At 65.3% G+C, this 25,485-nt stretch carries 25 protein-coding genes, 2 tRNA genes and 2 pseudogenes; 11 read left to right on the forward strand and 18 right to left on the reverse strand.

Features of this window, described 5'->3' with window-relative positions; genetic code table 11:
• Nucleotides 1-14 precede the first annotated feature (14 nt).
• The 6 genes from L2A60_RS00285 to L2A60_RS00310 form a co-directional block, all read right to left on the reverse strand.
• Nucleotides 15-1,817 carry an NAD(P)/FAD-dependent oxidoreductase gene (locus tag L2A60_RS00285; protein WP_235702366.1) on the reverse strand — a complete coding sequence of 601 codons (1,803 nt, stop codon included), beginning with the start codon at nt 1,815-1,817 and terminating at the stop codon, nt 15-17.
• 28 nt (nt 1,818-1,845) lie between these two features.
• A complete protein-coding gene (locus L2A60_RS00290; RefSeq protein WP_235702367.1) occupies nt 1,846-2,697 on the reverse strand; it encodes an alpha/beta fold hydrolase in 852 nt (283 codons plus the stop codon).
• Nucleotides 2,698-2,825: 128 nt separating this feature from the next.
• The gene (acs, locus tag L2A60_RS00295; RefSeq protein WP_235702368.1) at nt 2,826-4,760 is read right to left on the reverse strand and encodes an acetate--CoA ligase; all 1,935 of its coding nucleotides are present in this window, start codon (nt 4,758-4,760) and stop codon (nt 2,826-2,828) included.
• A gap of 67 nt (nt 4,761-4,827) precedes the next feature.
• Nucleotides 4,828-5,292: a J domain-containing protein gene (locus L2A60_RS00300; protein WP_235702369.1), complete on the reverse strand. Its 465-nt coding sequence runs from the start codon at nt 5,290-5,292 to the stop codon at nt 4,828-4,830.
• 3 nt (nt 5,293-5,295) lie between these two features.
• A complete protein-coding gene (locus tag L2A60_RS00305; protein ID WP_235702370.1) occupies nt 5,296-7,569 on the reverse strand; it encodes an NADP-dependent malic enzyme in 2,274 nt (757 codons plus the stop codon).
• Nucleotides 7,570-7,757: 188 nt separating this feature from the next.
• Nucleotides 7,758-7,840, reverse strand: a tRNA-Leu gene (locus L2A60_RS00310).
• 24 nt (nt 7,841-7,864) lie between these two features.
• Between L2A60_RS00310 and lipB the strand changes: the two genes are divergently transcribed.
• Nucleotides 7,865-8,551, forward strand: coding sequence for a lipoyl(octanoyl) transferase LipB (gene lipB / locus L2A60_RS00315; RefSeq protein WP_235702371.1), 687 nt, complete (start codon nt 7,865-7,867; stop codon nt 8,549-8,551).
• A 3-nt stretch (nt 8,552-8,554) separates the two neighbouring features.
• Here the strand turns inward: lipB and L2A60_RS00320 are convergent, their stop codons facing one another.
• Nucleotides 8,555-10,021: an oligosaccharide flippase family protein gene (locus L2A60_RS00320; protein WP_235702372.1), complete on the reverse strand. Its 1,467-nt coding sequence runs from the start codon at nt 10,019-10,021 to the stop codon at nt 8,555-8,557.
• Between the two features lie 166 nt (nt 10,022-10,187).
• Here L2A60_RS00320 and L2A60_RS00325 point away from each other — a divergent pair.
• Nucleotides 10,188-10,279, forward strand: a tRNA-Ser gene (locus L2A60_RS00325).
• Nucleotides 10,280-10,856: 577 nt separating this feature from the next.
• Here L2A60_RS00325 and L2A60_RS00330 read toward each other — a convergent pair.
• The 7 genes and pseudogenes from L2A60_RS00330 to L2A60_RS00360 form a co-directional block, all read right to left on the reverse strand.
• Nucleotides 10,857-10,931: pseudogene (locus L2A60_RS00330) on the reverse strand (hypothetical protein); the annotation flags it as partial.
• On the reverse strand, nt 10,928-11,881 hold the full coding sequence (locus L2A60_RS00335) for a recombinase family protein (RefSeq protein WP_235702373.1): 954 nt from the start codon (nt 11,879-11,881) through the stop codon (nt 10,928-10,930). The gene L2A60_RS00335 and the pseudogene L2A60_RS00330, both read right to left, overlap by 4 nt.
• Nucleotides 11,882-11,902: 21 nt before the next feature.
• Nucleotides 11,903-12,073, reverse strand: coding sequence for a hypothetical protein (locus L2A60_RS00340; protein ID WP_235702374.1), 171 nt, complete (start codon nt 12,071-12,073; stop codon nt 11,903-11,905).
• A 145-nt stretch (nt 12,074-12,218) separates the two neighbouring features.
• Nucleotides 12,219-12,575 (reverse strand): type II toxin-antitoxin system PemK/MazF family toxin, encoded by a 357-nt coding sequence (locus L2A60_RS00345; protein WP_235702375.1) that lies wholly within the window; start codon nt 12,573-12,575, stop codon nt 12,219-12,221.
• Nucleotides 12,572-12,763: an antitoxin MazE family protein gene (locus tag L2A60_RS00350; protein ID WP_235702376.1), complete on the reverse strand. Its 192-nt coding sequence runs from the start codon at nt 12,761-12,763 to the stop codon at nt 12,572-12,574. The genes L2A60_RS00345 and L2A60_RS00350 overlap by 4 nt, the downstream gene beginning before the upstream one ends.
• Before the next feature lie 281 nt (nt 12,764-13,044).
• Entirely contained in the window at nt 13,045-13,302 is a 258-nt protein-coding gene (locus tag L2A60_RS00355) for a hypothetical protein (protein ID WP_235702377.1), read from the reverse strand.
• Nucleotides 13,303-13,324: 22 nt separating this feature from the next.
• On the reverse strand, nt 13,325-13,726 hold the full coding sequence (locus L2A60_RS00360; protein ID WP_235702378.1) for a hypothetical protein: 402 nt from the start codon (nt 13,724-13,726) through the stop codon (nt 13,325-13,327).
• A 375-nt stretch (nt 13,727-14,101) separates the two neighbouring features.
• Here L2A60_RS00360 and L2A60_RS00365 point away from each other — a divergent pair.
• Nucleotides 14,102-14,236 (forward strand): annotated as a pseudogene (locus L2A60_RS00365) (IS481 family transposase); the annotation flags it as partial.
• On the forward strand, nt 14,228-14,524 hold the full coding sequence (locus L2A60_RS00370; protein WP_235702583.1) for a helix-turn-helix transcriptional regulator: 297 nt from the start codon (nt 14,228-14,230) through the stop codon (nt 14,522-14,524). The pseudogene L2A60_RS00365 and the gene L2A60_RS00370, both read left to right, overlap by 9 nt.
• Here the strand turns inward: L2A60_RS00370 and L2A60_RS00375 are convergent, their stop codons facing one another.
• Nucleotides 14,525-15,376, reverse strand: coding sequence for a helix-turn-helix transcriptional regulator (locus L2A60_RS00375; protein ID WP_235702379.1), 852 nt, complete (start codon nt 15,374-15,376; stop codon nt 14,525-14,527). It abuts the gene before it with no gap.
• A gap of 92 nt (nt 15,377-15,468) precedes the next feature.
• Between L2A60_RS00375 and L2A60_RS00380 the strand changes: the two genes are divergently transcribed.
• A complete protein-coding gene (locus L2A60_RS00380; protein ID WP_235702380.1) occupies nt 15,469-16,353 on the forward strand; it encodes an SDR family oxidoreductase in 885 nt (294 codons plus the stop codon).
• Nucleotides 16,354-16,384: 31 nt separating this feature from the next.
• Here L2A60_RS00380 and L2A60_RS00385 read toward each other — a convergent pair whose 3' ends face one another.
• Nucleotides 16,385-16,735 carry a hypothetical protein gene (locus tag L2A60_RS00385; RefSeq protein ID WP_235702381.1) on the reverse strand — a complete coding sequence of 117 codons (351 nt, stop codon included), beginning with the start codon at nt 16,733-16,735 and terminating at the stop codon, nt 16,385-16,387.
• Here L2A60_RS00385 and L2A60_RS00390 point away from each other — a divergent pair.
• Nucleotides 16,707-17,177: a transporter gene (locus tag L2A60_RS00390; RefSeq protein ID WP_235702382.1), complete on the forward strand. Its 471-nt coding sequence runs from the start codon at nt 16,707-16,709 to the stop codon at nt 17,175-17,177. The genes L2A60_RS00385 and L2A60_RS00390 overlap by 29 nt on opposite strands.
• On the opposite strand, the gene L2A60_RS00395 is transcribed toward L2A60_RS00390, so the two are convergent.
• Nucleotides 17,074-18,462 (reverse strand): aminotransferase-like domain-containing protein, encoded by a 1,389-nt coding sequence (locus L2A60_RS00395; RefSeq protein ID WP_235702383.1) that lies wholly within the window; start codon nt 18,460-18,462, stop codon nt 17,074-17,076. The two genes, L2A60_RS00390 and L2A60_RS00395, sit on opposite strands and share 104 nt — an antisense overlap.
• Before the next feature lie 158 nt (nt 18,463-18,620).
• Here L2A60_RS00395 and L2A60_RS00400 point away from each other — a divergent pair, with 158 nt between their 5' ends.
• Both L2A60_RS00400 and L2A60_RS00405 read left to right on the forward strand, forming a co-directional pair.
• The gene (locus L2A60_RS00400) at nt 18,621-19,484 is read left to right on the forward strand and encodes a DMT family transporter (RefSeq protein WP_235702384.1); all 864 of its coding nucleotides are present in this window, start codon (nt 18,621-18,623) and stop codon (nt 19,482-19,484) included.
• A 218-nt stretch (nt 19,485-19,702) separates the two neighbouring features.
• Nucleotides 19,703-21,694, forward strand: a complete 1,992-nt coding sequence (locus L2A60_RS00405) for an elongation factor G (RefSeq protein WP_235702385.1) — start codon at nt 19,703-19,705, stop codon at nt 21,692-21,694.
• A 2-nt stretch (nt 21,695-21,696) separates the two neighbouring features.
• Here the strand turns inward: L2A60_RS00405 and L2A60_RS00410 are convergent, their stop codons facing one another.
• Entirely contained in the window at nt 21,697-22,167 is a 471-nt protein-coding gene (locus L2A60_RS00410) for a MarR family winged helix-turn-helix transcriptional regulator (protein ID WP_235702386.1), read from the reverse strand.
• Between the two features lie 53 nt (nt 22,168-22,220).
• On the opposite strand from L2A60_RS00410, the gene hmgA reads away from it, so the two are divergent.
• From hmgA to maiA, 3 genes are read left to right on the forward strand one after another with little or no spacing between them, the layout of a single operon-like run.
• Nucleotides 22,221-23,528, forward strand: coding sequence for a homogentisate 1,2-dioxygenase (gene hmgA, locus L2A60_RS00415; protein ID WP_235702387.1), 1,308 nt, complete (start codon nt 22,221-22,223; stop codon nt 23,526-23,528).
• A 22-nt stretch (nt 23,529-23,550) separates the two neighbouring features.
• Entirely contained in the window at nt 23,551-24,843 is a 1,293-nt protein-coding gene (gene fahA, locus L2A60_RS00420) for a fumarylacetoacetase (protein ID WP_235702388.1), read from the forward strand.
• On the forward strand, nt 24,836-25,480 hold the full coding sequence (maiA, locus tag L2A60_RS00425) for a maleylacetoacetate isomerase (protein ID WP_235702389.1): 645 nt from the start codon (nt 24,836-24,838) through the stop codon (nt 25,478-25,480). The genes fahA and maiA overlap by 8 nt, the downstream gene beginning before the upstream one ends.
• The last annotated feature ends 5 nt before the right edge of the window (nt 25,481-25,485 follow it).

Genomic DNA, 25,485 nt, shown 5'->3' on the forward strand with positions numbered 1-25,485 from the left:
CGCCCAAACAAAGACTAGTGCAGATGGTGCACCGCTCCCATGCCATAGACCGGGGTAGAAATCCCCTCCATCCGGGCCTTCAATTGCAAAGCGAGGTAGAGCGAGTAGTGACGCGACTGGTGGAGATTGCCGCCGTGGAACCATAGCCCGTCCTGGTGCGTCGGCTTCCACATGTTGCGCAACTCGCCTTCGAAGGGTCTGGGGTCTTTTTTGGTGCCCGAGCCGAAACCCCAGCATTTGCCCACCTTGTCGGCGATGTCCTGGGAAATCAGCCTGGCCGCCCAACCATTCATCGAACCGTAGCCGGTGGCGTAGACGATGAGATCGGCGGGCAATTCCGACCCGTCGCTGAACACGACGGAATGCTCCTTGATCTCCTTGACCGAGACGCCGGATTTGAGCCTGATCTTGCCGTCGGCGACCAGGTCGGACGCACCGACATCGATGTAATAGCCTGAGCCCCGGCGTAGATATTTCATGAACAGGCCGGAATCGTCCTCGCCGAAATCGAGCATGAACCCGGCTTTTTCCAGACGCGCGTAAAAATCCGCGTCACGCTGCTTCATCTCGGCATAGATGGGTTTCTGAAGCTCCGCCATGATCCGGTACGGGATCGAGGCGAAGATCAGATCGGCCTTGTCGGTGGTGATGCCGTTCGCCACCGCCTGTTCGGAATAGAGCCCGCCGAGCGCCAGATCCATCAGCGTGTCGGATCGCGCGATATGGGTCGAGGACCGTTGTACCATCGTCACGTCCGCGCCGTGTTCCCACAGATCGGCACAGATATCGTGCGCGGAATTGTTGGAGCCGATGACCACGGCCTTCTTACCCTTATAGGCTTCGCCGCCGGGATGCTTGCTGGAATGATGCTGTTCTCCCTTGAATTTATCCATTCCAGGGTAATCGGGCATATTCGCGATGCCGGACATGCCGGTTGCGAGAATGAGCTGTTTCGGCCGCAATGTCAGTTGCTTGCCGTCGCGTAGAACCTCCACCGCCCATTCGCCCTTCGCCGCGTCATGGCGTGCGGATATCGCCTCGCTGCTGGTCCAGTAGTTCAGTTCCATGATCGAAACGTAGGATTCCAGCCAGTCCCCGATCTTGTCCTTCGGGGAAAATACCGGCCAATGGTCCGGGAATGGCAAATAGGGCAGATGATCGTACCAGACCGGATCGTGCAGGCAGAGCGATTTGTAGCGCTTGCGCCAGGAATCGCCGCCGCGCTCGTTCTTTTCGAGGATGATGGTGGGCACGCCGAGGCGCCGCAGCCGCGCGCCGAGCGCGATGCCGCCCTGGCCGCCGCCGATGACGACGCAATAGGGTTGGGTTTCGGAGCCGAGTTTTGCTGCCTCCTCGCGCCGATGATCGAGCCAGGTCTTGCGGCCCGGATGCACGCCGTGCTCGGCGCCTTTCGGCCGTGCCGAACCGCGCGGTTCCTCGAACCCTTTCAACTCGGTCATGGTGGTCAGCAGCGTCCAGCATGTCCCGTCCTTGAGGCGGATATGGCCGCGCCCGCGCGCCGCCTCGGTCTCGAAGGAGAACCAGCCTTCGGTAACGCCATCGGCCTCGGCGGCCTCGCTATCGATCAGGAAATGGCGTGGCTTGACGGCCTCGAGCACCGCGTCGAGCAGCGCCGCGATCTCGCTGCGGCCTTCGACGGTTTTGATGTTCCAGGTGAAACTGACGAGATCGCGCCAATAGCACTCATCCGCGAAAAGCGCGGTGGCGGCTTCGATATCGCGCTGCGCCAGCGCGGATTCGAAATCGGCGAGCCAGTTCGAAACGGCGGTGCCGGAATTGGAGACGATGGCGTCCATGGTTTCCTCCGCTTGATGTGCTCCGGTCTCAAACCTGCTGGGCGAGTGCGGTCAATTTCGCATTGAACCGTTCGGTGTATTCCTGCTGCGGTGCATGGCCGCAGGCAGCGTAGCGCGACAGTGTCGCCCCCGGCACCGATGCCGCGATATGCTCGGCCATCGAGGGCAGCACGATGCAATCCTCGTCGCCCTGGGTGATCAGGCAGGGCCGGTCGAGCTTTGCCAGGGTGTCGGTAAAATCGAGCGTGCGCATCAGCAGGAAGGCGCGCACCGCCGGCGGGGTCAGGCCGAGGGCGACCAGCGCGCGTTCGGTATCGGCCACCGGCAGGGGCTTGAAGGTGGTGGCGTGAACCACGTGGCGCACGCCCTCGATCATCACGGCGGGGTCGTCGCTCGCCGCCATCAGCGCGCCATCGATGAAACGCTCGCCGACATGAGTGGGCGGATTGGAGGAAATGACGGCGGCGCCGACGAAGTTGACCGCGCCGACATTGGTGGTGCCGTGGCGGGTGAGATAGTCCGAGATCACGAACCCGCCATAGGACCAGCCGACCAGAACCGGCCGCTTGAGCCGCAACTCGATCATCACGGCGGCTACGTCGTCGGCCCAGTGTGCGCCGGTCTGATAGGCTTCGGGTTCGAGCGACTTGTCGGAAAATCCATGGCCGCGCAGATCCATGCAGACGATGCGGAAGCGCTCGCGCAGGGCGCTGTCGAACTGGTTATGCCAGGCGAGGTAGCACGCCGACCAGCCATGGATGAACAGGATCGGCTGCGCGCCGTCCGGCCCCCATTCGCGCACGTGAAGCCCCACGCCGCCGGACCCCAGGATGCGGTGAACCTTGCCGGCCTGATGGTCGATCGTGTCGGTTGCGCTCATGTCGATGTCTCCCGCAAAGAAGGTCGGTGGTTTTGCATCCGGGTTTGCGCGAAGCCGGCCCCGGTCGCGCCGAACAGCGCCGCCACGGCCAGGAGAATGCGTGCGCGGCGCTGCCGGCGCGTCACGCGCTACGCCGCCCGGTTGGCGACGAGGTCGTCCACCACGCCAGGATCGGCGAGCGTCGAGGTATCGCCCAGATTGGAGGTTTCGTTCGCGGCGATCTTGCGCAGAATCCGGCGCATGATCTTGCCCGAGCGGGTCTTGGGCAGGCCGGGCGCCCACTGGATCGCGTCGGGTGCCGCGATCGGGCCGATTTCCTTGCGCACCCAGGCGACCAGTTCGCGGCGCAGCGCTTCGGTCGGCTCCTCGCTGGCGATCAGCGTGACATAGGCGTAGATGCCCTGGCCCTTGATGTCGTGCGGGAAGCCGACCACCGCCGCCTCGGCGACTTTCGGGTGGGCGACCAGGGCGGATTCGACCTCCGCCGTGCCCATCCGGTGGCCGCTCACGTTGATCACGTCGTCGACCCGTCCGGTGATCCAGTAATATCCGTCCTCGTCGCGGCGCGCGCCGTCGCCGGAGAAGTAGTAGCCCTTGAAGGTGGAAAAATAGGTCTGGACGAAGCGCTCATGGTCGCCGAACACGGTGCGCATCATCCCCGGCCAGCTATCGGCGATGCAGAGATTGCCTTCGGTTGGCCCCTCCAGAACGTGGCCCTCGCCATCGACGATCACGGGTTGCACGCCGGGCAGCGGCAAGGTCGCCGAGCCGGGTTTCTGGTCGATCGCGCCGGGCAGGGCGGTGATCATGATGCCGCCGGTTTCGGTCTGCCACCAGGTATCGACGATCGGGCAGCGCTCATCGCCGACCACGCGGTAATACCAGAGCCAGGCTTCCGGGTTGATCGGCTCGCCGACGGTGCCGAGCACGCGCAGGCTGGCGCGCGAGGCGCGTTTCACCGGCGCCTCGCCGTCGCGCATCAGCGCACGGATCGCGGTGGGGGCGGTGTAGAAGATATTGACCTTGTGCTTATCCACCACCTGCCAGAAGCGCGAACTGTCCGGGTAGTTCGGAATCCCCTCGAACATCAGCGTGGTCGCGCCGTTGGCGAGCGGGCCGTAGACGATATAGGTGTGGCCGGTCACCCAGCCGACATCGGCGGTGCACCAGTAGATCTCGCCCGGATGATAGTCGAACACGTATTCATGGGTGAAGCTCGCCCAGACCATGTAGCCGCCGGTGGTGTGCAACACCCCCTTCGGCTTGCCCGTGCTGCCCGAGGTGTACAGAATGAACAGCGGGTCTTCCGCGCCCATCGGCTCGGGCGCGCAATCGGCGGAAACCTGCGCCGCCGCCTCGTGGTACCAGTGGTCGCGCCCCGCCTGCATCGGCACGTCGCCGCCGGTCGCGCGTACCACCAGCACCGATTTCATCATCGGGCAGGATTTCAGCGCCGCATCGGCATTGGCTTTCAGCGGAACCTTGCGCCCGCCGCGCCGCCCCTCGTCGGCGGTGATGAGAATGCTGGAATCGCAATCCTGAATGCGGTTGGCGAGGCTGTCCGGCGAGAAGCCGCCGAACACCACCGAATGGACCGCGCCGATGCGGGCACAGGCGAGGAGTGCCACCGCCGCTTCGACGATCATTGGCAGGTAGATGGTGATCCGGTCGCCCTTTTTCGCGCCGAGCGATTTCAGCACGTTGGCCATGCGGCAGACCTCGGCGTGAAGCTGCCGGTAGGTGACGTGCTTCTGATCGTTCGGGTCGTCGCCTTCCCAGATGATCGCAACCTGATCGCCGCGCGCGGCAAGGTGCCGGTCGAGACAATTGGCGGAAGCGTTCAGCACCCCGTCCTCGAACCATTTGATCGAAACCGCGCCGGAAAAACTGGTGTTCTTGATTTTCGTCGGCGGCTTGATCCAGTCGAGGCGTTTCGCCTCCGCCGCCCAGAATGCATCGGGGCCGGTGCTCGCGCGGCGTGCCATGTCGTCGTATTTCTGGCGGTTTATCAGGGCATTGGCCGCGATGTCCGGCTTCACCTTGACGAGCTCGGGATGCGACATTCTGGTTTCCTCCTTGGCTTGTGCGCAAAGTATGGCAAGAATCGCCCCGGATCGGAAGGGTTGTCCTTCACCGCTTCAGCAGCACGTCCCGCGCCTCGTTGAGCCGGTCCGCCAGCCATTGCGAGCCGCCGTGGTCGGGGTTGGCGAACCACATCATATGGCGATAGGCCTCCAGCACCTCCTCGCGCGTGGTGCTCGGCGTGAGGCCGAGAACGGCCAGCGCTTCCGCCCGCGTCATCGCCTTCGGCGGCGGGACGGCACGCGGCGCGGGCGGAGGCTGGGGCTTCGCGCCGCCGCGGTCCGGCCAGAGCGCGCCGAGAAACGGCAGCACGCCGAGAGCGACGATGCCGTGCCCGGCGAGCAGGGCGGTCGCGCCGAAACTGACCGCGAGCGAGATCAGCACCCAGAGGGCCGGGTGGCGCAGCGCGCCCCGCCAGTCGCGCCTGCCATCCTTCTGCGGCCAGAACAGCACCAGGAACGCCGCTCCGGCGAGCAGCCCCGCGAGGATCAGGCGATCGGCGGCGTCCGCCATGCGCTATTTCGCGAGCAGCGCCGCTTCCATCGCGGCGACGGCGCTCATGTTGATCAGGCCGCGCGCGGTGACGCTCGGCACCGCGATATGCAGCGGCTTGGCGAGCCCGAGCAGGAACGGCCCGACGGTCACGGCTTCCCCGGCCGCCTTGAGCAGGTTGAAGGAGATGTTCGCGGAATCGATATTGGGCAGCACCAGCAGATTGGCCGAGCCGGTCAGCCGGCTGTCGCAGACCGAGCGCGCGCGGATCGGCTCGAACAAAGCGTCGTCGGCGTGCATTTCGCCGTCCACCTCCAGCTCCGGGTCTTCCGCGCGGATCAGCGCCAGCGCCTGGCGCATCTTGCGCGCCGACGGCGAGTTCGAGGCGCCGAAATTGGAATGCGAGAGCAGCGCCACCTTGGGCGCGATGCCGAACCGCGCCACCATGTCGGCGGCGAGATGGGTCATTTCGGCGATTTCCTCGGCGGACGGGTCCTCGTTCACATGGGTGTCGCAGAAGAACAGATTGCCGCTTTGCAGGATCAGCGCGGTCACCGCCGAAACCCGGCTGATCCCCTTCCGGCGCTGAATGATCGGCATGGCGTAGCGGAACTGGCGCGACCAGTCGCCCAGCCCGCCGCAGATCGCGGCATCCGCCTCGCCGGCCGAGAGCAGCATCCCGGCGGCGACGGTCGGGCGGCGGGAGAGCTGACGGGTCGCTGCGTCCGGCGGCACGCCGCGCCGCCCGACGATGCGCTGGTAGTCGTCGAGCAGGCGGCGGAACAGCCCGGTATCACGCTCGAAATCGACGATGCGGAAATCCTGCTCCGGCTTCATCCTGAGCCCGAGCGAGGCGATGCGGCGCAGGATGGTCTCGCTCCGTCCGACCAGCAGGGGTATGCCGAGCCGGTCGTCGATCACGCTTTGCGCCGCGCGCAGGGTACGCTCGTCCTCGCCTTCGGCATAGACGATGCGCTGCCGCGCCTGCCGCGCGACCTCGATGACCGGGCGGAGCAGCAATCCCGAGCGGAACACGAACCGCTCCAGCTCGTGGGCATAGACATCGAAATCGGCGATCGGCCGCCGCGCCACGCCTTCGTCCATCGCGGCTTTGGCCACCGCCGGGGCGATGTGCAGAATCAGGCGCGGGTCGAACGGTTTGGGAATGATGTAGTCCGGCCCGAACACCGGCGCCTGCCCGCCATAGGCCGCCGCCACCGTCTCCGACGCCTCGATCCTGGTGAGTCCGGCGATCGCCGTTACCGCCGCGAGCTTCATTCCCTCGGTGATCGCGGTCGCGCCCACATCCAGCGCGCCGCGAAAAATGAACGGGAAACACAGGACGTTGTTCACCTGGTTGGGAAAATCGCTGCGCCCGGTGCAGATGATCGCATCCGGCCGGTGCTCGGCGACCAGGTCGGGCATGATTTCCGGCTCGGGATTGGCCAAAGCGAGGATCAGCGGGTTCGGCGCGAATTTGCCGAGCCATTCGGCCTTCAGCACGCCCGGCGCGGACAGGCCGAGGAAAATATCGGCGCCGTCCAGCACCTCGTTCAGCGTCCGCGCCCCGGTCTCGCGGGCGAAGGCTTCAAGCGTGGGGTCGAGCTTCGGCCGTCCCTGGTAGATGACCCCTTCGATATCGGTCATCGTGACGTTCTCGCGCTTGGCCCCCAGCGCGATCAGGATGTTCACGCACGAAATCGCCGCCGCCCCCGCGCCCGAAGTGACGATCCTGACGTCGCCGATCGCTTTGTCCTGGAGACGGAGTGCATTGGTGACCGCCGCGCCGACGATGATCGCGGTGCCGTGCTGATCGTCGTGGAACACCGGAATATTCATCCGCGCCCGCAGGGTCTGCTCGATGCGGAAGCATTCCGGCGCCTTGATGTCCTCGAGATTGATCCCGCCGAACGAAGGTTCCAGCGCGGCGACGACTTCGATGAATCTGTCGGGATCGGGCTCGTTCACCTCGATGTCGAACGTGTCGATTCCGGCGAACTTCTTGAACAATACCGCCTTGCCCTCCATGACCGGCTTCGACGCCAGCGCGCCGATATTGCCGAGGCCGAGAACGGCGGTGCCGTTGGTGATCACCGCGACCAGATTGCCGCGGATCGTGTAGTCGTAGGAGGTGTCGGGATCGTCCTTGATGGCGAGGCACGCGGCGGCGACGCCGGGTGAATAGGCGAGCGCGAGGTCGCGCGAGGTCTCCATCCGCTTGGTCGGCGTGATCGCGAGTTTGCCCGGTCGCGGGTAGCGGTGGTAGTCGAGTGCCGCCTTGCGGAGCGTGTCATCCATGTTTTCGTTCCCCTTCTCGCCGGCAGAATGCGCGATCGCGGCGGCGGGAACAACCGGGGCGGCATGGCAGGCGCGCGTAGACGAGCTATGCGCGGACACTCCGTGCGGCCATATATGTGCGCGAACAAGCCGCTCGGGGCACTATAAATGTCCGCCGGGCCGGTCTCGCCAAGGTTTCGGGATCAGAATGCGGTCGAGAAGACTCGAACTTCCACAGGGTTTCCCCCACAAGCACCTCAAGCTTGCGCGTCTACCATTCCGCCACGACCGCATCGCAGCGGGAGCGCTATAGCCGATGGATCGGCAGGCATCAATAACCGCTCCGGTCGAGTGGGCGAGGGCGTCCGGCCGCGTCGATTACGCGGCGGCTTTGGCCGAAATGCAGGCCCGCGCCGTGGCGATTCGCGCGGGCGAAGCGGCGGAACTTGTGTGGCTGGTCGAGCACGCGCCGCTCTATACCGCCGGCACCTCGGCGCGCGACTCCGACCTGATCGGGCTTGGCGGAATTCCCAGCCATCGCACCGGGCGCGGTGGGCAATGGACCTATCACGGGCCGGGCCAGCGAGTCGCCTATGTCATGCTCGATCTCGCGAAGCCGCACGGCGCGGTGCCGGCGCGCGATATCCGCCAATTCGTCGCCGGGCTGGAAGCCTGGATGATCGGCGCGCTCGCGCGGTTCGGGGTGCGCGCGGAGACGCGCGCGGGGCGGGTCGGACTCTGGGTCGTCGATCCCGCGACCGGCGCCGAGCAGAAAATCGCGGCGATCGGGGTGCGGGTGTCGCGCTGGGTCAGCTTCCACGGCGTGGCGCTCAACGTCGCCCCCGATCTCGGGCATTACGCCGGCATCGTGCCCTGCGGCATCAGCCAGCACGGTGTCACTTCGCTGGCCGCACTCGGCGTCGATGCCGCGATGGACGCGGTCGATGCCGCGCTGCGGGCGGAATTCGCCAGGATTTTCGGAGTCGAATTGGTGGATTTCTGAAGGTCACACCGTTTCCGGCACGGCGGGCACGCGGCGAAACGCCCCGATCAGGCGACGGACCAGCCCGATCACGCGCGACGGGGCGAACAGCATCAGCACGGCGAGAAACGTGAGCCCGGCGATGCCCGCGCCGAGAACCAGTTGCGCAATGAGCGGCGTGGCGGGTGCTATGTGCCGGAGCAGAACAGCGGCTGCAATTCGGGCAGCGACCAAAGCGATGAGCGGGGCGGCGAACAGGCGCAGCAGCGGCCAGGCCGAGCGGCCGATGCCGATCGACAGCGCCGGCAATAGCACCAGCGCCGCGAGAGCGCCGCGCGCGGCCAGCGTCCAGGCCAGCGGCACCAGCCCGAACGGCGCCGAAACCCAGGCGGCGAGCGCGATGGTCAGCGCGTTCAGCGCCGCGAAGCTGGAGACGAGTCCCGGCCGCTTCAGCGCGGTCAGCATCGGGTTGACGAAGGCGTAGAGCGCCGCCGCCGGCACGATCAGGCTCATCGCGGCGAATACCGGAGCCGCCTCGGCCCAGCGGGCACCGAACATCAGCACCACGATCGGCTTCGCCGCCGCCCCGGCCATCGCCGCCGCGCCGAGCGAGACGATCGCCAGCGCGTCCATCAGCGTCTTCGCCACGGCGAAGCGGCGCTCCGGGTTCTCGCGCACCGCGACGAAGACCGGCAGAAACACCTTGCTCGCCGGAAAGATCGCCAGTTCCTGCAGCACCTCGGCAAGCCGCTGGGCGATGCGGAACTGCCCCACCGCGACCACCGGCATCCGCGCGCCGATCAGCACGACATAGCCGGTCGCCGCGATGTAATCGACGAACGCCGCCCCCATCATCGGGATGTTGAAGCGCAGCGCGGCGCGGATCACCGATAGCGGCGGCAGGACGGGCGGACGCCAGCGCGCGGCGATCGAGGCGGCGGCGGCGAAGAAGGCGATTCCCACCATGCGCTGGGCGACCAGCGCGCCTAGCCCGTGACCGGTGAACACCAGCGCCAGGGCCGCCGCACCGCCGAGCGCCGTGCTGCCGAACGACATCAGGCTGAGCGCGCGGAAGCCGAACCGTTGGGCGAGCCGGGCCGACGGCACGATCAGGAATGCGCCGGTGACGATATTGACCGCCAGGGCGCGGGTCACCCAGCCGAGCGCCTGTGCGCCATAGGCGTGCGCGAGCAACGGCGCCGCCGCGAACAAGAGGCCGGCCGCCGCCAGAGCGAGCAGGAACTGTGCCCAGAACGCCCCCGCCTCGACCGTGCGGTCGCCTGGCGAGGCGATCACCTGCTCGCCCGAGCCGCCGGTGGTGATCATCCGGCCGATTTCCGAAATCGCCGAAGCGATCGCGACCACGCCGACATCGCGCACCGATACGTGCCGCAGCAGGATCACCAGAACCGTGAAGCCGAGGCTGCGCTCGCCCAGCACGGAGGCGAGATTCCACGCCGCCCCGCGCGCCGCGCCGCGCCCCAGGCTCATTATCGGAGACCCATCGAAGTTGGCGGCATCAATGTTCGGGACATGAAGGGAAGAATAATGAATTCTTCAGTATCGGGACAGGGCGCAGTGCGAGAAATCGCATCACTCTTTACGAACCCCCGCGCTCTCTTTATGAACCGCGCCTGCATACGCCGTGGACCCCGGCGGAGGGGTGGCCGAGTGGCCGAAGGCGGCGGTTTGCTAAACCGTTAGACGGGTTAAACCGTCTCGTGGGTTCGAATCCCATCCCCTCCGCCATTTCAGAACAGAACTGCGAACGCCGGGCATAGCCGGCTTTACGCCGGCTGCGGTGGCCAGTGTCTGAAGCAGATTGGTCTTTGAGCCGATGATGCGGACCTCTCGATCTGCCACCTCGACGCGCTGGGCGAGCGCGCGGAGATGGTCGCGGCGGTAGCCGCCGCCGTCGATCCTGATCCGCTCGCGTGCCGTCCTGGCGAACCTCTGGACCATCTGCGGCGAGATGGATTGTTGGCTTGACGTCTCCAGCATCGCGGCGGCACGCGCAGCGTCGGCTCGCGCCTGGTCGCGGATCGTCTTGAGGCTTACGACGCGCTCCTTCAGCGCCGGGTCGTCGAGATCGGCGACGCCGGCCTCGATCGCGTCCATAGAGCCGCTTGAGCCGCAGGTCGGTCTCGGCGGCGCGCTTGTTCAATTCGGCGATATGCTCGCGGCGGCGCTCGGTGCGTTCCTGCAGGCGGTCGAGGATGGACGCCAGAAGCTCCTCGAGCCGTTCCGGCTGGAGCAAGCGATCGGCAAGGTGCTTGGCAACAAGGCTGTCCAGCTTCTCCATTGGAATCGAGCGGCCCTTGCAGCCGGTCTCGCCCTGCCGCGCTTTGATCGAGCAAGTGTAATAGCGATATCGCCCTCCCTTCCCGGTCCTGAGCGTCATGGCGCCGCCACAGGCGGCGCAGAAGCAGATGCCGGTAAGGAGGTTGGGCCGCTCACGACGCGCGCCGGCGTGACCTTCGGATTGCGGGCGCGCAGATGCGCCTGCACGGCATCGAACGTCGCCTGATCGATCAGCGGCGGCACGGCGACAGTGACGATCTCACTGGCGGGCTTCAGCGCCTTGCTCTTGCCGCGCTTGTTGAACTCGTGGCGGCCGACATAGGTGGTCCGCGTCAGGATGCGGTGAACCTGCCCGATGCCCCAGCGTCCGCCATCGCGCGTGAAGATGCGGCGTTGATTGAGATAAGCCGCGATGTTCTTGACGCCCATCGGGCCGGATGTCCCGTCGCCCTCCAAGGCGAGGCGGTAGATCAGCCGAATCGTGTCCGCGTGTAGCGGGTCGATTTCGAGCTTCTTCTTGATCTTCGCGCCGCGCTGCTTGGCCGCGACGACGCGGTAGCCGATCGGCGGCAGTGAGCCGTTCCAGAAGCCTTGCCGGGCGTTCTCCTTCAAGGCCCGCAGCACATGCTTCGCGTTTTCCTTGGACTGATACTCGTCGAACAGCGCCATGATCTGCCGCATCATGACGTGCATCGGATCGTCGCCGATCTCCTGGGTGATCGAGATGAGCCGCACCCCGTTCTTCGCCAGCCTGCGGACGTAGAACTCCAGCTCGAAGTGGTCGCGGAAGAAGCGCGAGAAGCTGTGGACGATGACGATATCGAACGGGGCGGGCTTGCTCGTACCCGCTTCGATCATGCGCTGGAACTCGGGGCGTCGGTCATTGGTTGCTGATGCGCCGGGCTCGACATAGGTCTCGATGAGCTGGTAGCCGCGCGATGCGCAATACGCCTCGCCTTGACGCTTCTGATCGGGAATCGAGACATCGTGCTCGGCCTGCCGCGCCGTCGAGACGCGCAGATAGAGGGCAGCGCGTAGCGGCACGGTCATGACGCATGTCTCCTTCTTAACTCATCGGCATGGCCCGAATAGCCCGTCGAACAGGTCGGCAAACCATCGCTCGAACACCTCCACCTCGGCCTCCGTGACGGGCACATGCTCCGGCCAGTCATCGGTGACGGTCCAGGTCGAAAGGTCGTGCTTCGGCGGTCGGCCGGGAAAGGGCCAAGGATAGCCGAGCAACGCTCCAAGCTGCTCGGATACGGTTGGAACAGGTTTACGCGCGGGCCGTGGCATAGCAGCAGTATCGCGCGGGCGCAGTTCAAGCAGAACAGCCCATGATTTCGCCGCGCTGCGCCGGGCTTCACCTCGGTCGCGGCGCTTCTCATCATTCTCCTTTCTGGCCCGTTCTCGGCGACACCGCCAGACCGAGGAACACCATGACAGCCTGGTTGAGCCGGACCACGTCCTCGTCGTCCAGCCGGCCAATCCGCTCGCCGACCTTGGACTTCGGGACGGTGGTGATCTTGTCCACCATCAGCCGGGAGGCGGAACGCAGCCCATTGCGCTCATTCGGCTCGACCGGAAGCCGGAACAGGGGCGCTTCCGTCGGGTCGGTGGTGAAGGCGCAGATCGTGATCGAGTCCGTCGCGTCGAAGCTGTCATCCTGCACGATGACGACGGGACGCGGCTTGCCCGCATAATCCTTGCCGCCGGAGACGGTCCAGATGTCCCCCCGCCTCATTCATCGTCCCAATCGGAGACGGCGTCGATGAACGCCTGGTCCTCGGCTGCATGGGCGCTCGCCGCCACGGCTAGCGATTGCCGGTGCGCCTCAGATCGGAAGGAAGACGCGCGCACATCCGGCACCCAAATCTGGATCGGCCGCAGGCCCTGGGCGCGCAGCCGGTCGCGATGCTCCTGCACCTTCATCTTGGTGGGCTTAGCGCCTCTAACCTGCGCCATGACTTGGTTCTCCAATATGGTTACATGTAATCTATCACGCAACGCTCGGCATGGAAAGCGGATTCGATCCGGCAGCTCAGCTATCGCCGACTGAGAAATGTGCAAAAAGTTGTTATTGGGCAATATGTTGACGGCACGGCGCACGTTGCGCTTCAGGGCCGCACATTGTCGGTTCGGCGAAAAACAGAAGTAAAAACAATCAACCGACCGATCCGCAATGTGCGGCCTTTTATCTGGCCCTCGCAGATTCAGACTTGGAACTGACGTGTCGAAACGCGATCTCCCCAAAACTCAGCGACCGCATCTTGATATTGACGCGCTTGCCGATGGGTCGGCCAGACGATCCGAAGATAGCCTTGCTGGTGAATGCGAAGGTTGGTTTGACCGCGCTTGCCAATGATTCCAGGGCGACCGAACTCGTCAGCCAGCCTCCGGACTTGACCGATAAGACGAGCTTTATGAAGATTCCCGAAATCATCAAAATATACGCGAACCGAAAACGCCATGTTGGATCTCTCCGTGAGGAAGTTACTCGTCGCCGTCGTCGGGTTCTGGCAAAGGTTCGAACTCCGCTTCCGCGTCGTCGATTGCGCTGGAATCGCCAGCTCGCAGTCGCTTGATCAGATCGTCACACCGCTTGGTGGCTATCTTGGTCCATGTCGCGGCGCTGTCTTTTTTCAGGAGTAGGAACTCCTCGGCGTCGAGGAAAACCAGCCAACCGTAATCGCGAGCCATCGCCTCGGTCCAATCATCGATCAGTGCATCCCGAAGTCGCTCGCGTACGGCCAGCCGCCGAAGCGAGTTTCTGGCCAATCGGAAGCGCGAGACGTCCTTGCCTCGTTCCGCGCTGTATCGCTGGATGAGGAGCGACACGAGAAGCGCGAGCTGACTGGCGGTAGGCAATACGGGTTGTGGCATAGCGACCTTCATCGGCTGACATCGGCAGAGTCGTTTATGGCACTATATTGGTGTCGCATCAACCAATTTGGTGCCCAGCACCAGTTTAATAGCGCCACAGCGAAAACGTAGTGATCATCGCTATCGGGCATGGCCCGCCAACTTAGCCGCATAAATAATTGATATAAAACAAAAATCCTGGCTATTGCGGTTCTACCCACACTTTATACCTAATACCTACGCCTAAGAGGCGGCGCAGCAAGATGATGGCTGAAGCGGCGTACAGGAAGGCTTCGGCGGATGATTTCGAGCGTGATGTGGATGGCGTTGGCCGCCCGTTCGCCCGCGTAGGTGTTTGATCCCGGACTTTTATGGTGCGATATTTTCCCGTGGATGGAAGGAGGCCCTATGGTCCAGGTTTTACATGGGCGCGCCACCACGACAGAGGCGGTCCGTCGAGCGATACAGCATAGTCAAGAGAGCCTGAGGGTTCTAGCCAAACGCTACGGGGTCAACCAAAAGACGGCCGCACAATTGGCGAAGGAGGCCGAGCTCTCTCGTTCAGCATTCTTCGAGCGGTTCAGCTGCGCGGTAGGCGTCACGCCGATGGAGTATCTGCTCGCCTGGCGCATGGCCTTGGCTAAGAACATGCTCCGGCAGAACGAAAGCGGCGTCGCCGAAATTGCGGAACGCGTCGGCTACGGCTCCGCAAGCGCGTTCAGCGTCGCATTCACCCGCTATGTCGGACTGCCGCCGGCACGATATGCGCGCGAGCAGACAGAACCGGCGACGCTTGCAGCCTCGACACGCCGCAGCAGCACGGAGCGATGATCATATCTCCTCGCGTCTTGGCGTCGAGCCGATCTGCGATCTGATCTTCTCCGTATCCGCCGGCGTCGCCGGGTTGTAGACCACCATGCTGAGATCCGTCCGTCCGTCGACCGAGAAGGCCGAATATTCAAAGGCGAGTGGTCCCAGCATCGGGTGGCGTATGTGCTTGACGGCTTCGTACTGGCCGCCACGCACATCGTTCTCCGCCCACATCGTCCTGAACTCGGGACTGAGCCGGCAGAGTTCATCAACGAGAGGTCCCACCTCCGCCGCGGCTCCTGCACGCGCGGCGTCTACACGGAACGCGCCCACCACGTGGCGCGCCACGCTCTCCCAGTCGTACTGCACGGCGCGGGCGCGCGGGTCGAGGAAGATGATGCGCAGCACATTTCGCTGATGCGGCGGCAAGGAGCCATAGTCGCCCAGCATGACGGTGGCCGCCCGGTTCCAGGCGACCACGTTCCAGATCGCCGTCCGAATGAGCGCAGGGCTCGGGTCCAACGCGTCGAGGACGCGCTGTAGCCGGGGCGTGACGCCGTCGTTCTCCTGGTAGCGGACCTCGGGCGGGCGTCCGAGGCCGAGCAGGAAGAGGTGCTCGCGCTCGACCTCCGTCAGCATCAGCGCGCGGGCGATCCGGTCGAGCACGTCGGCCGAGGGCGCGCCGCCGCGCCCCTGTTCGAGCCACGTGTACCAGGTCGGGCTGATATTGGCGCGTTGCGCCACTTCCTCGCGGCGCAGGCCGGGCGTGCGGCGGCGCTCCGGGGGAAAGCCGAGAGCGGCCGGGTCGAGCTTGGTGCGGCGGTCCCGCAAATAGATCCCGAACAGGTTCTCGGTAGCCAGATGCGCGCTCATCCTGTTAATCATCATACCATGATAAAGTCACTACTTTACCAGAATAAACCTTGGGCCGAGATTTGTCTGCAGCAAAACCTGGAGACCTGCTCATGCGTGTTTTCGTCACCGGTGCAACCGGATTCATAGGCATTCCCACCGTCAAGGAACTGATCGCCGCCGGACATAAGGTTCTCGGCATGGCCCGTTCGGAGGAAGGGGAAAAATCCCTGGCCGCCATTGGCGCGGATGTTCTTCGCGGTTCGCTTGAAGACCTTGATAGCTTGCGTCAGGGGGCAAGCGCTTCGGATGCCGTCATTCACCTGGCCTTCATCCACGACTGGTCGAAATTTGCAGAGAATTGCGAGATCGACCGCCGCGCCATTAAAGCCTTGGGTTCTGTTCTGGCTGGTTCCGCCAGCCCCCTCATCGTTACAGGGGGGCTCGCGGGATTGGCCGGGCCCGGTCAGATTGCGACCGAAGATGACGTGATACCGCCGGATTTCCCATTCCCCCGTGTTTCGGAACAGACGGCTCTCTCGCTGAAGGGCGTCCGCGCTTCGGTCATGCGCCTTCCCCAGGTCCACGACCCGATCAAACAGGGTCTCATCACCCCTGCGATCGAGGTGTACCGCGAAAAGGGCGTGTGCGCCTATGTCGGCGACGGACTCAATCGCTGGCCGGCGGCGCATATTTCGGATGTCGCCCGGCTTTACCGGCTGGCGCTGGAGAAGAATGAAGCGGGTGCCAGATATCATGCGGTCGCCGAAGAGGGTGTGCCGATGCGCGATATTGCCGAAGCCATTGGTGGGCGCCTGAACCTGCCGGTCAAATCCATCGCCCCGGAAGAGGCCCAGGCCTTTTTTGGCTGGCTCGGCATGTTTGCGGCATACGATATGCTCGCGTCCAGCGCGCAGACGCGGAAGACGCTCGGATGGGAACCAACTGGACCTGGGTTGATCGCCGATCTCGAACAACTGCGCGTATCCGATAGCTGACGTTCGCAAGGACAATCCGAGGCACAGGAGATCAGACCGAAGGTCGTGGTCTCGGGCGAGCCAAGGCATAAACGGCCACGATCGCTGCGGCGAGGCCTGAAGCCGCGCCGACGCCGAGGACCCAGCGTGGCCCGCAATGATTGGCCACCCAGCCGACGATCGGCGCGCCCCCGAGTGCGATGCCGACGCGCAGCGCCATCACCTGCCCGCGCGTGGCCGGCTCGGTCGAGAGCTGCATCAGGCTGTTCGTCGTGTTGGTGAAGGTAAGTGCCGCGGCGCCGATCAGCAGCAACGGGAACTTGGGCTTCTCACGCCGGGCGCCCAGAAGCGCGCCCGCCACCGTGCCGATCGCCATGATCGGCACGGTGAACGGCGACCTCACGCGGCTCGGTCTGCCGAAACCCGATCACCTCGCCCTCGCCCGCCGTCCGATCATGAACACGCAGATCCTGCACCATCTCGCGCATGGCGACATCGCCGCCACGAACCCGACCAATTCCCCGTATCATTCGGGCAACGAACTCGGCATCGACTTTGCCGCCGGCTGGAATTTCTCGCCGAAATTCGAACTGGGCATCACCGGCTACGTCTACGACCAGACCACCAGGGACAAGCTTACCGCCCCGCTGGCCGAAGGTTGGAGAATTCGACCAGATTGGCGCACGCCATGGCCATGCACTGCCTGGAGCAAGGCCGTCGGCATCCTCGCCATCCGCCGCCTCAACGTTCCGATTGCCGTGCCAAGTCGCGCGGCGCCTGCGATTGCCGCAGCGCCCGTTCGAGAACGGCAAACAGGCGCTCGTCGGTCGATTGAGCCACGTTGAAGCGCAGGAAGCCCCTGGCGGTCTGCGAGAGGCTGAACGCATTGCCGGGGGCGAGCACCGCGCCGTCGGCCAAGGCCCGCCGCGCGATGTCGGCGGCGTCGATCCCGCCGGGCAGCCTGCACCAGAGAAACATGCCGGCCTGGGGCTCGATCCATGGCACGATCCCGAGCGCTTTCAGCCGGGCGGATGTCTCGATCATGGCACGGGAAAGGCGCAGGCGCAGCGCCTCCATATGCTTGCGGTAGCTGCCGTCCCTGAGCAGCATCAGCACCAGTTCCGCCGAGAGCCGGCCGCCGCCGAAAGCGGTCGCGAGCTTGAGATCGGTCAGCCCCTCGATCCAGCCGCGCGACGCGGCGATGAAGCCGCAGCGCACCGAGGCCGACAGAGTCTTGGAGAAGCTGCCGATATGAATGACCCGGTCGAGACCGTCGAAGGCGGCCAGCCTCGGCGCCGGCGTGTGCTCGAAATCGGCGAAAATGTCGTCCTCGACGATGATCAGCCCAGACTGATCCGCGAGCTTGAGCAGCCGGTGTGCCACGACGGGCGACAGGGTCGCGCCGGTCGGATTGTGGATCGCCGAATTGGTGATGTAGAGGCGCGGCCGATGTTCGGCGAGCGCCTGCGCGAACATGTCGATGTCCGGCCCCGACGGCGTGTAGGGAACGCCGGCGACCTTCGCCCTCTGAGCCCGCAGAAGGGCATGAAAATTGAAATAGCAGGGATCGTCGACCAGCACGGCGTCGCCGGGTTCGAGCAGGAACCGGCACAGCAGATCGATCGCCTGCGTGCCCGATTCGGTCAGCATGATCTGGTCCGGCGGCACCTCGATACCGCGCTCGCCCAGGCGCCGCGCCAGAAGCTGGCGCAGCGGAGCAAGCCCGAGCGGCGAACCGTAATCGGTCAGAGTCGCGTCCCTCGCCCGCGCCAGGGTTCTGAACGCCCGGCGCAACGCCGCTTCCGGCATCCACGAGGCGGGCAGCCAGCCGCAGCCGGGCTTCATGATATCCTCGCCCGCCTCCAGCGCCTGGCGGGACACCCAGAGCGGATCGACCTCCCGGTCGAGCCTGGGGCCGATTTCCGCCAGCGATAGCGGCGCGAGCGGACTCGAGACATAAAAGCCGGAACCGGGGCGCGAGCGGATCGCGCCTTCGGCGGCCAGCCGCTCATAGGCTTCGACGACGGTGGACGTGGAGACAAGCATCGTCTTGGCGAGGGCCCGGATGGACGGCAGCTTCGCCCCCGGCGTCAGGCTGCGCGCGGCGATCCGCTGGCGAATCGCCGTCATGACTCGCCCGACCAGGGTTCCCCCCGCTCTTTCGATAAGCTGATGATCGTCCATCCGTACTGCTTCACGTGTCATAACAGTTTCGCGAAACCATACCGGATCGTCTCTGGCAAAGCCATGCGCCGGGTTCGATAACCGGCAAAACGACGGAGCAGGCGGTGGACAAGACGACGGCCGGATGGATCAACGGATTCCTGGGGATGCTGGTGTTCAGCGGGTCGCTGCCGGCGACGCGGGCGGCGGTGGTGGATTTCGATCCGGTGTTTCTGACCGTCGCGCGCGCGACCATCGCCGGCCTGCTGGCCTGCGTCCTCCTGCTCGCCTTTCGCGAGCAGCGTCCGAGGCGCGGCGATCTGATCTCCCTCGCCGTCGTCGCGCTGGGCGTGGTCGTCGGCTTCCCGCTGTTGACCGCGCTGGCGCTCCGGCTGGTCACCGCGGCCCATGCCATCGTCTTCGTCGGGCTGCTGCCGCTGGCAACCGCGATCTTCGGCGTGCTGCGCGGCGGCGAGCGTCCTCGCCCGGCTTTCTGGCTGTTCTCCTGCCTCGGCAGCGCGCTGGTCGCGGGATTTGCGCTGTCGCAAGGCCTCTCCGCCGCGTCTGTCGGAGATGTTCTGATGCTGGTGGCGATCGTCGTGTGCGGTCTCGGCTATGCCGAAGGGGCGAAGCTTGCGCGCCGGCTCGGTGGCTGGCAGGTGATCTCGTGGGCGCTTGTGCTGTCGCTTCCGGTCATGCTGCCGCTGACCTTGGCGACCATGCCGCCGTCCCTCGCGAGCATTCGCGGGTCGGCGTGGGGCGGCCTCGCCTATGTGTCGCTGTTCAGCATGCTGATCGGCTTCGTGTTCTGGTATCGCGGGCTGGCGTTGGGCGGCATCGCCGCGGTTGGCCAGTTGCAGTTGCTTCAGCCGTTTTTCGGCCTCGTCCTTGCTGCGATTCTGCTGCACGAGCGGGTGAGTCCGGCGATGATCGCGGTGACCGCCGCCGTCGTGCTCAGCGTCCTGGGCGCGAGGAAATTCGCGGCATAGCAAACGCGGCGATGTCGCGATGAACACCAGTGCCATCACGGCGCTGACCCGCGCCGCCGCCGGCTAGCGCGCTTATTTTTCCAGGCTCCTGTTGATCGCGCCGAACTGAACCGGCCATGTCGGCTCTTGCCGTCGGCCGTCGTACTCGCTTGAATGATCGCGTGCGGTCGTCGCGGAAACCTGCCACACTAGCGTCGCTTGACGAGGGAGAAGAAACGATGGGCAACGCCGAATCCCACGCAATCCAGCACGGACCGCGCGCGGTCGCGCTGATCGGCCCCTACGGCAGCGGCAAGACCACCCTGTTCGAAGCGCTGATGACGGCCTCCGGCACGCCGCTCCGGCGCGCCGGGGAGGCGAAATCGCACATCCCGAGCACCGAAACCCGGCTCACCCATTGCAGCTTCCTCGGCGATCCCTGGGCGATGCTCGACTGCCCCGGTTCGGTCGAGTTTGCCTATGAGACCGCTTCGGCGCTCGCCGTCGCCGATCTCGCGGTCGTGGTCGCCGAGCCCGACCCGTCGCGCGCGTTGGCGCTGCGCTCGATCTTCCGCATGGTCGAGGCGGCCGAGGTGCCGTTCATCGTTTTCGTCAACAAGATCGACACGCTGAAAGTGCCGCTGAAGGATCTGCTCGCAGCACTTCAGGCGGAGGCGGACCGGCCGCTGGTACTGCGCCAGATGCCGATCGGCGAGGGCGGGGCGATCACCGGCTATGTCGATCTGGTTTCCGAGCGCGCCTATCGCTACCGGCCCGATACCGCGTCCGAACTGATCCGCATGCCCGACGATATCGCGGGAACCGGGCAGGCGGCGCATGAGGCGCTGATCGACACGCTCGCCGACCGGGACGACGCGCTGCTTGAAAAGGTGATCGAGGGTGCGATTCCGACTCCGGCGGAGCTCTACGAACACCTGCAGAAGGATGTGGCGGAGCGGAGCCTTGCCGGGGTGATGCTCGGCGCGGCGGACCATGCCAACGGGGTGATGCGGCTCTGGAAGGCGCTTCGCCACGATACGCCCGATCCCGCCGCGACCGCTTTGCGGCGGGGCATCGCGCCGGACGGCCCGCCGCTCGCCCAGGTGTTCAAGACCACCTATGCCGGCCAGGCGGGCAAGCTCGCCTATGCGCGGGTCTGGCGCGGCAAGCTGCGGGACGGCGCGAGTTTCGACGGCGTGCGGATCGGCGGCATTCTCCGCAATCCGGGAAACGACACGCAGAAAATCACCGAGGCGAAAACCGGCGATCTGGTCGGCCTTGGCCGGCTCGACGGGGTCGCAACCGGGGCCGCGCTCGGCGAATCGCCCGAATCGCTGCGGTTTCCCGCCCCGCCGCCTGCGGTCCATGCCATCGCCATCGCCGCCGCCGACCGCAAGGACGATGTCAAACTCTCGGGCGCGCTGCAGAAACTTCTCGAAGAAGACCCTTCGTTCAGCCTGATCCGCGACCCCGAGACCGGCGAGATGCTGCTCACCGGCCAGGGCGAGATCCATCTCAACCGGGCGATCGACCGGCTCGCCAAGGTCTGGGGCCTTGCGGTCGGCACCGCGCGGCCGCGGGTGCGGTTCAAGGAAACCATCCGCAAGCCGGTGCACCAGCACGCGCGGCTCAAGCGCCAGACCGGCGGGCACGGCCAGTTCGCCGACGTGAAGCTCGATATCGCGCCCCGCGCGCGTGGCGAGGGCTTCCTGTTCATCGACCGGATCGTCGGCGGCGCGGTGCCAAGGCAATACATCCCGGCGGTGGGCGATGCCGCCGAGCAGGCGACCCGCAAGGGTCCGTTCGGCTACCCGGTCGTCGATATCGGCGTCACCCTGGTCGATGGCGGGTTTCATTCGGTCGACAGTTCGGACATGGCGTTCCGTTCGGCGACCCGCGCCGGCATGGCGGAAGCGCTCGCCAAGGCCGATCCGGTGCTGCTCGAGCCGATCCATCGCGTCACGGTGAGCGCGCCCAACATGTTTACCGCGAACGTGCAGCGCCTGCTCACCGGGCGGCGCGGACAGATCCTCGGCTACAGCGAAAAACCCGGCTGGTCCGGCTGGGACGATACCGAGGCGCTGGTGCCGGAGGCCGAACTGCACGGAATGATCATCGAACTCCGCTCGCAGACCGCTGGGTTAGGCGGCTTCGTCCATCAATTCGACCATCTGGCCGAAGCCCCCGCCCGGCTCGCCGAAAAGATCGCCCGCGACGCTGCCGCGCAGTAAAGTTATTCGCCCGTCGTCGTCTGGCGCGGCGGGAGCAGCTTGTCGATCAGCGCGCGAAAGACGCGCCTTTCCTCCGGCGACAGCACCGAGAGCGCGTCCCGCTCGTAAGCCAGCGCCAGCGGCTCGATCTGCTCGAAAACCTGCCGGCCTTTCCGGGTCAGCCGCAATTCGACCAGCCGGCGATCGGCGCCGTTCACTTTCTTCTCGACCAGGCCGATGCTTTCCAGCCGCGCCGTCGCCCGGCTCACTTTCGATTTATCCATGGCGGCCCGCTCGTGGATTTCGCGGACCGAGACGTTCCGGTGCTGCGAGAGATGGGCGATCACCCGCCATTCGGGAATCGAAATGCCGAAGCGCGCGGCGTAAACCTCGGCGAGTTCGTCGCTGAACCGGCTGGCCAGCCGGTTCACCAGATAGGGCAGGAAATGGTCGAGATCGAGCATGGCGCTCCTGGCGGTTGACAATCGTTTCATTTGATTTGATACAATATAGTCAGGAGCGGGACATATCCATAGGAAACACCGTGATGACGTTGCGCTACATGCCGGGTTTTGGCAACGATTTCGAGACCGAGGCGCTCGAAGGCGCCCTCCCGCAAGGGCAGAACTCGCCGCAGCGTTGCCCCTATGGCCTCTATGCCGAGCAGTTGTCCGGCTCGCCGTTCACTGCACCCAGGGGTGCCAACGAGCGCTCCTGGCTCTATCGGATTCGCCCCTCGGTCAAGCATGTCGGCCGCTTCCGGCCGGTCGACCTGCCATTCTGGAAAACCGCGCCGCATATCGTCCGGCACGGCCTGCCGCTCGGCCAGCTCCGCTGGGGCCCGGTGCCGATCCCGGACGAGAAACTGACCTTCCTGACCGGGATCAGAACGATCACCACCGCCGGCGACGTTTACAGTCACGCCGGCATGGCCGCGCATGTCTATCTCGTCACCGAAGCGATGATGGACGAGTATTTCTACAATGCGGACGGCGAATTGCTGATCGTGCCGCAAACCGGCGCGCTGCTCATCTTCACCGAATTCGGCAAAATCTCGGTCGGCCCCGGCGATATCGCGGTCATTCCGCGCGGGGTGAAATTCACCGTCGCGCCGATCGGCGGGCCGTCGCGAGGTTATGTCTGCGAGAATTACGGCGCCAAGCTGACCCTGCCCGAGCGCGGCCCGATCGGCGCGAACTGCCTGGCCAACCCACGCGATTTCAAAACCCCCGTCGCCGCCTTCGAGGACAAGGAAACGCCCTGCCGCGTCACGGTCAAATGGTGCGGCGACTTCCACGTCACCGACATCGATCATTCGCCGCTCGATGTCGTCGCCTGGCACGGCAATTACGCGCCTTATAAATACGATCTCAGAACATTTTCGCCGGTCGGCGCGCTCCTGTTCGACCACCCCGATCCGTCGATCTTCACGGTCATGACCTCACCCTCCGGCGAGGCCGGAACCGCCAACATCGATTTCGTGATTTTCCCGGAACGCTGGCAGGTGGCGGAGCATTCCTTCCGCCCGCCCTGGTATCACATGAACATCATGTCCGAGTTCATGGGGCTGATCTACGGGCGCTACGACGCGAAGGAAGAAGGGTTCACTCCCGGCGGCATGAGCCTGCACAACTGCATGCTGCCACACGGACCGGATGCCGGCGCTTTCGAAAAAGCGAGCACGGCGGAGCTGAAACCGGTCAAGCTGACCGATACCCTGGCCTTCATGTTCGAGACCCGGTTCGCCCATCAATTGACCGAATTCGCCGCCCAACTGCCGTCCTTGCAACATGACTATGTGGAGTGCTGGCGCGACATCGCGAAAAAATTCGACGGCTCGCCGGAGCCGAAATAACAGCGCGGACCGGAAAACCATGATGAAAAGCTGGATCGAAACCGCCAATCTAATCGAGTGTCATTTCAGCCTCGCCAACCTGCCCTATGGCGTGTTCGGCCGCGACGGCGAGGCGCCGCGTTGCGGCGTGGCGATCGGCGATGTCGTGGCCGACCTTGCGGCGCTGGAACGTCTGGGACTGATCGAGGCCGGGGACGCTCCGGTCTTCGACAAGCCGGCGCTCAATGATTTCATGGCACTGGGAAAACCGCGCTGGGCCGCCGTGCGGGCGCGGCTCAGGGCACTTTTCGCGCGCGACGGCGATCCGGCATTGCGCGACGATCCGGCGCTCCGGGCCCGTGTTCTGGCGCCGCTGGAGGCGGTGCGCCTGCACCTGCCGTTCAAGGTCGCCGGCTTCACCGATTTCTACGCCAACCGGCATCACGCCCAGAATGTCGGCACGATGTTTCGCGGCCCCGAGAATGCCCTGCCGCCGAACTGGCTCAGCATCCCGATCGGCTATAACGGCCGCGCCTCCACCGTCGTCGTCAGCGGCACTAACATCACGCGCCCGCTCGGCCAGATCAGGCCGGCCGGCCAGGGTCTGCCGGGATTCGGCCCCTGCCGCCGGCTCGATCTCGAACTCGAACTCGGCGCCGTGGTCGGCACGCCGTCGGTCATGGGCAGGCCGCTCACCGTCGCCGAAGCGGATGCCATGATTTTCGGCTATGTCCTGCTGAACGACTGGTCGGCGCGCGACATCCAAGCTTGGGAATACCAGCCGCTCGGCCCGTTCCAGGCGAAAGCCTTCGCCACCTCGATTTCGCCCTGGGTCGTCACCGCGGCGGCGCTGGCGCCGTTCCGGGTTGCCACGCCACCGCGCGAGCGGCCGTTGCTGCCCTATCTGACCGAACCGGGCCCGATGCTCTACGATATCGACCTCGAAATCCGGCTGCGGCCCCCGCGCGCGCGCCGGCCGACCACGATCAGCCGGACCAATTACCGCGAGATGTATTTTTCCGCGGCCCAGCAATTGGCGCACCACGCGAGCAGCGGCTGCAAAATGGAAACCGGCGATCTGCTCGGCTCCGGCACCATCTCCGGTCCGGCGAAAGACAGTCGTGGCTCGTTGCTGGAACTCGCCTGGGGCGGCGCCGAACCGCTGACCCTCGATACCGGCGAGATGCGGACATTTCTCGAGGACGGCGACACGCTAACGCTCACCGGCTGGGCACAGGGCGAGGGCTATCGCGTCGGCTTCGGCGACTGCACCGGCAGAATTCTCCCCGCACCGGCCGAGCCGGACTGGACAGCGGCGGAGGCGCACCTTGGCTGACCCCTCGCTCTATGGATATTTCCGGTCTTCGGCGGCGTATCGGGTGCGCATCGCGCTCAATCTGAAAAACGTGCCCGCCGAGACCGTCAGCGTGCATCTGCGCAAGGGCGAGCAGCGCGGCGGCGCGCATCTGGCGCTCAATCCGGCCGGGCTGGTGCCGGTCTGGCGGGAGGACGACGGTTTCACCCTCGGCCAGTCCCTCGCCATCATCGAGTATCTCGACGAATTACACCCGGAGCCGCCCTTGCTGCCGGCGGACCCAAGGCTGCGCGCATGGACGCGCGAAATCGCGCTCACCATAGCCTGCGACATCCATCCGCTCGGCAATCTGCGTGTGCTCGAACGCCTGACCTCCGAATTCGGCGCCGATGCCGGGGCGCGCAAGCTCTGGTACCGCCACTGGATGGCGCTCGGCTTCACCGCGATCGAGGCAAGGCTCGCCCAGACCGCCGGACGCCATGCGGTCGGCGATGCGCCGACATTGGCCGATATCTGTCTCGTCCCGCAGCTCTATAACGCAAGACGCTTCGGTCTCGACCTGACACTATATCCGCGCCTTGTCGCGGTGGATGAAGCCGCCCGCGCGCTGCCGGCTTTCGCCGCCGCCGCACCCGAACGCCAACCCGATAGCGAGTAGGAAAC

This window comes from Acidiphilium iwatense (assembly GCF_021556475.1).
GTDB lineage: Bacteria > Pseudomonadota > Alphaproteobacteria > Acetobacterales > Acetobacteraceae > Acidiphilium > Acidiphilium iwatense.

Bases quoted from the DNA above. Each gene is read 5' to 3' on its own strand.
- hmgA (WP_235702387.1), top strand. From the start codon at position 22,221: ATGACGTTGCGCTACATGCCGGGTTTTGGCAACGATTTCGAGACCGAG.
- L2A60_RS00305 (WP_235702370.1), bottom strand. From the start codon at position 7,569: ATGGATGACACGCTCCGCAAGGCGGCACTCGACTACCACCGCTACCCG.
- L2A60_RS00290 (WP_235702367.1), bottom strand. From the start codon at position 2,697: ATGAGCGCAACCGACACGATCGACCATCAGGCCGGCAAGGTTCACCGC.
- L2A60_RS00345 (WP_235702375.1), bottom strand. From the start codon at position 12,575: ATGAGGCGGGGGGACATCTGGACCGTCTCCGGCGGCAAGGATTATGCG.
- L2A60_RS00375 (WP_235702379.1), bottom strand. From the start codon at position 15,376: ATGAGCGCGCATCTGGCTACCGAGAACCTGTTCGGGATCTATTTGCGG.
- L2A60_RS00360 (WP_235702378.1), bottom strand. From the start codon at position 13,726: ATGAAGGTCGCTATGCCACAACCCGTATTGCCTACCGCCAGTCAGCTC.
- L2A60_RS00300 (WP_235702369.1), bottom strand. From the start codon at position 5,292: ATGGCGGACGCCGCCGATCGCCTGATCCTCGCGGGGCTGCTCGCCGGA.
- L2A60_RS00355 (WP_235702377.1), bottom strand. From the start codon at position 13,302: ATGGCGTTTTCGGTTCGCGTATATTTTGATGATTTCGGGAATCTTCAT.
- L2A60_RS00410 (WP_235702386.1), bottom strand. From the start codon at position 22,167: ATGAAACGATTGTCAACCGCCAGGAGCGCCATGCTCGATCTCGACCAT.
- acs (WP_235702368.1), bottom strand. From the start codon at position 4,760: ATGTCGCATCCCGAGCTCGTCAAGGTGAAGCCGGACATCGCGGCCAAT.
- L2A60_RS00380 (WP_235702380.1), top strand. From the start codon at position 15,469: ATGCGTGTTTTCGTCACCGGTGCAACCGGATTCATAGGCATTCCCACC.
- L2A60_RS00335 (WP_235702373.1), bottom strand. From the start codon at position 11,881: ATGACCGTGCCGCTACGCGCTGCCCTCTATCTGCGCGTCTCGACGGCG.
- L2A60_RS00390 (WP_235702382.1), top strand. From the start codon at position 16,707: ATGATCGGCACGGTGAACGGCGACCTCACGCGGCTCGGTCTGCCGAAA.
- lipB (WP_235702371.1), top strand. From the start codon at position 7,865: ATGGATCGGCAGGCATCAATAACCGCTCCGGTCGAGTGGGCGAGGGCG.
- L2A60_RS00320 (WP_235702372.1), bottom strand. From the start codon at position 10,021: ATGAGCCTGGGGCGCGGCGCGGCGCGCGGGGCGGCGTGGAATCTCGCC.
- fahA (WP_235702388.1), top strand. From the start codon at position 23,551: ATGAAAAGCTGGATCGAAACCGCCAATCTAATCGAGTGTCATTTCAGC.
- L2A60_RS00350 (WP_235702376.1), bottom strand. From the start codon at position 12,763: ATGAAGGTGCAGGAGCATCGCGACCGGCTGCGCGCCCAGGGCCTGCGG.
- L2A60_RS00405 (WP_235702385.1), top strand. From the start codon at position 19,703: ATGGGCAACGCCGAATCCCACGCAATCCAGCACGGACCGCGCGCGGTC.
- L2A60_RS00395 (WP_235702383.1), bottom strand. From the start codon at position 18,462: ATGACGGCGATTCGCCAGCGGATCGCCGCGCGCAGCCTGACGCCGGGG.
- L2A60_RS00285 (WP_235702366.1), bottom strand. From the start codon at position 1,817: ATGGACGCCATCGTCTCCAATTCCGGCACCGCCGTTTCGAACTGGCTC.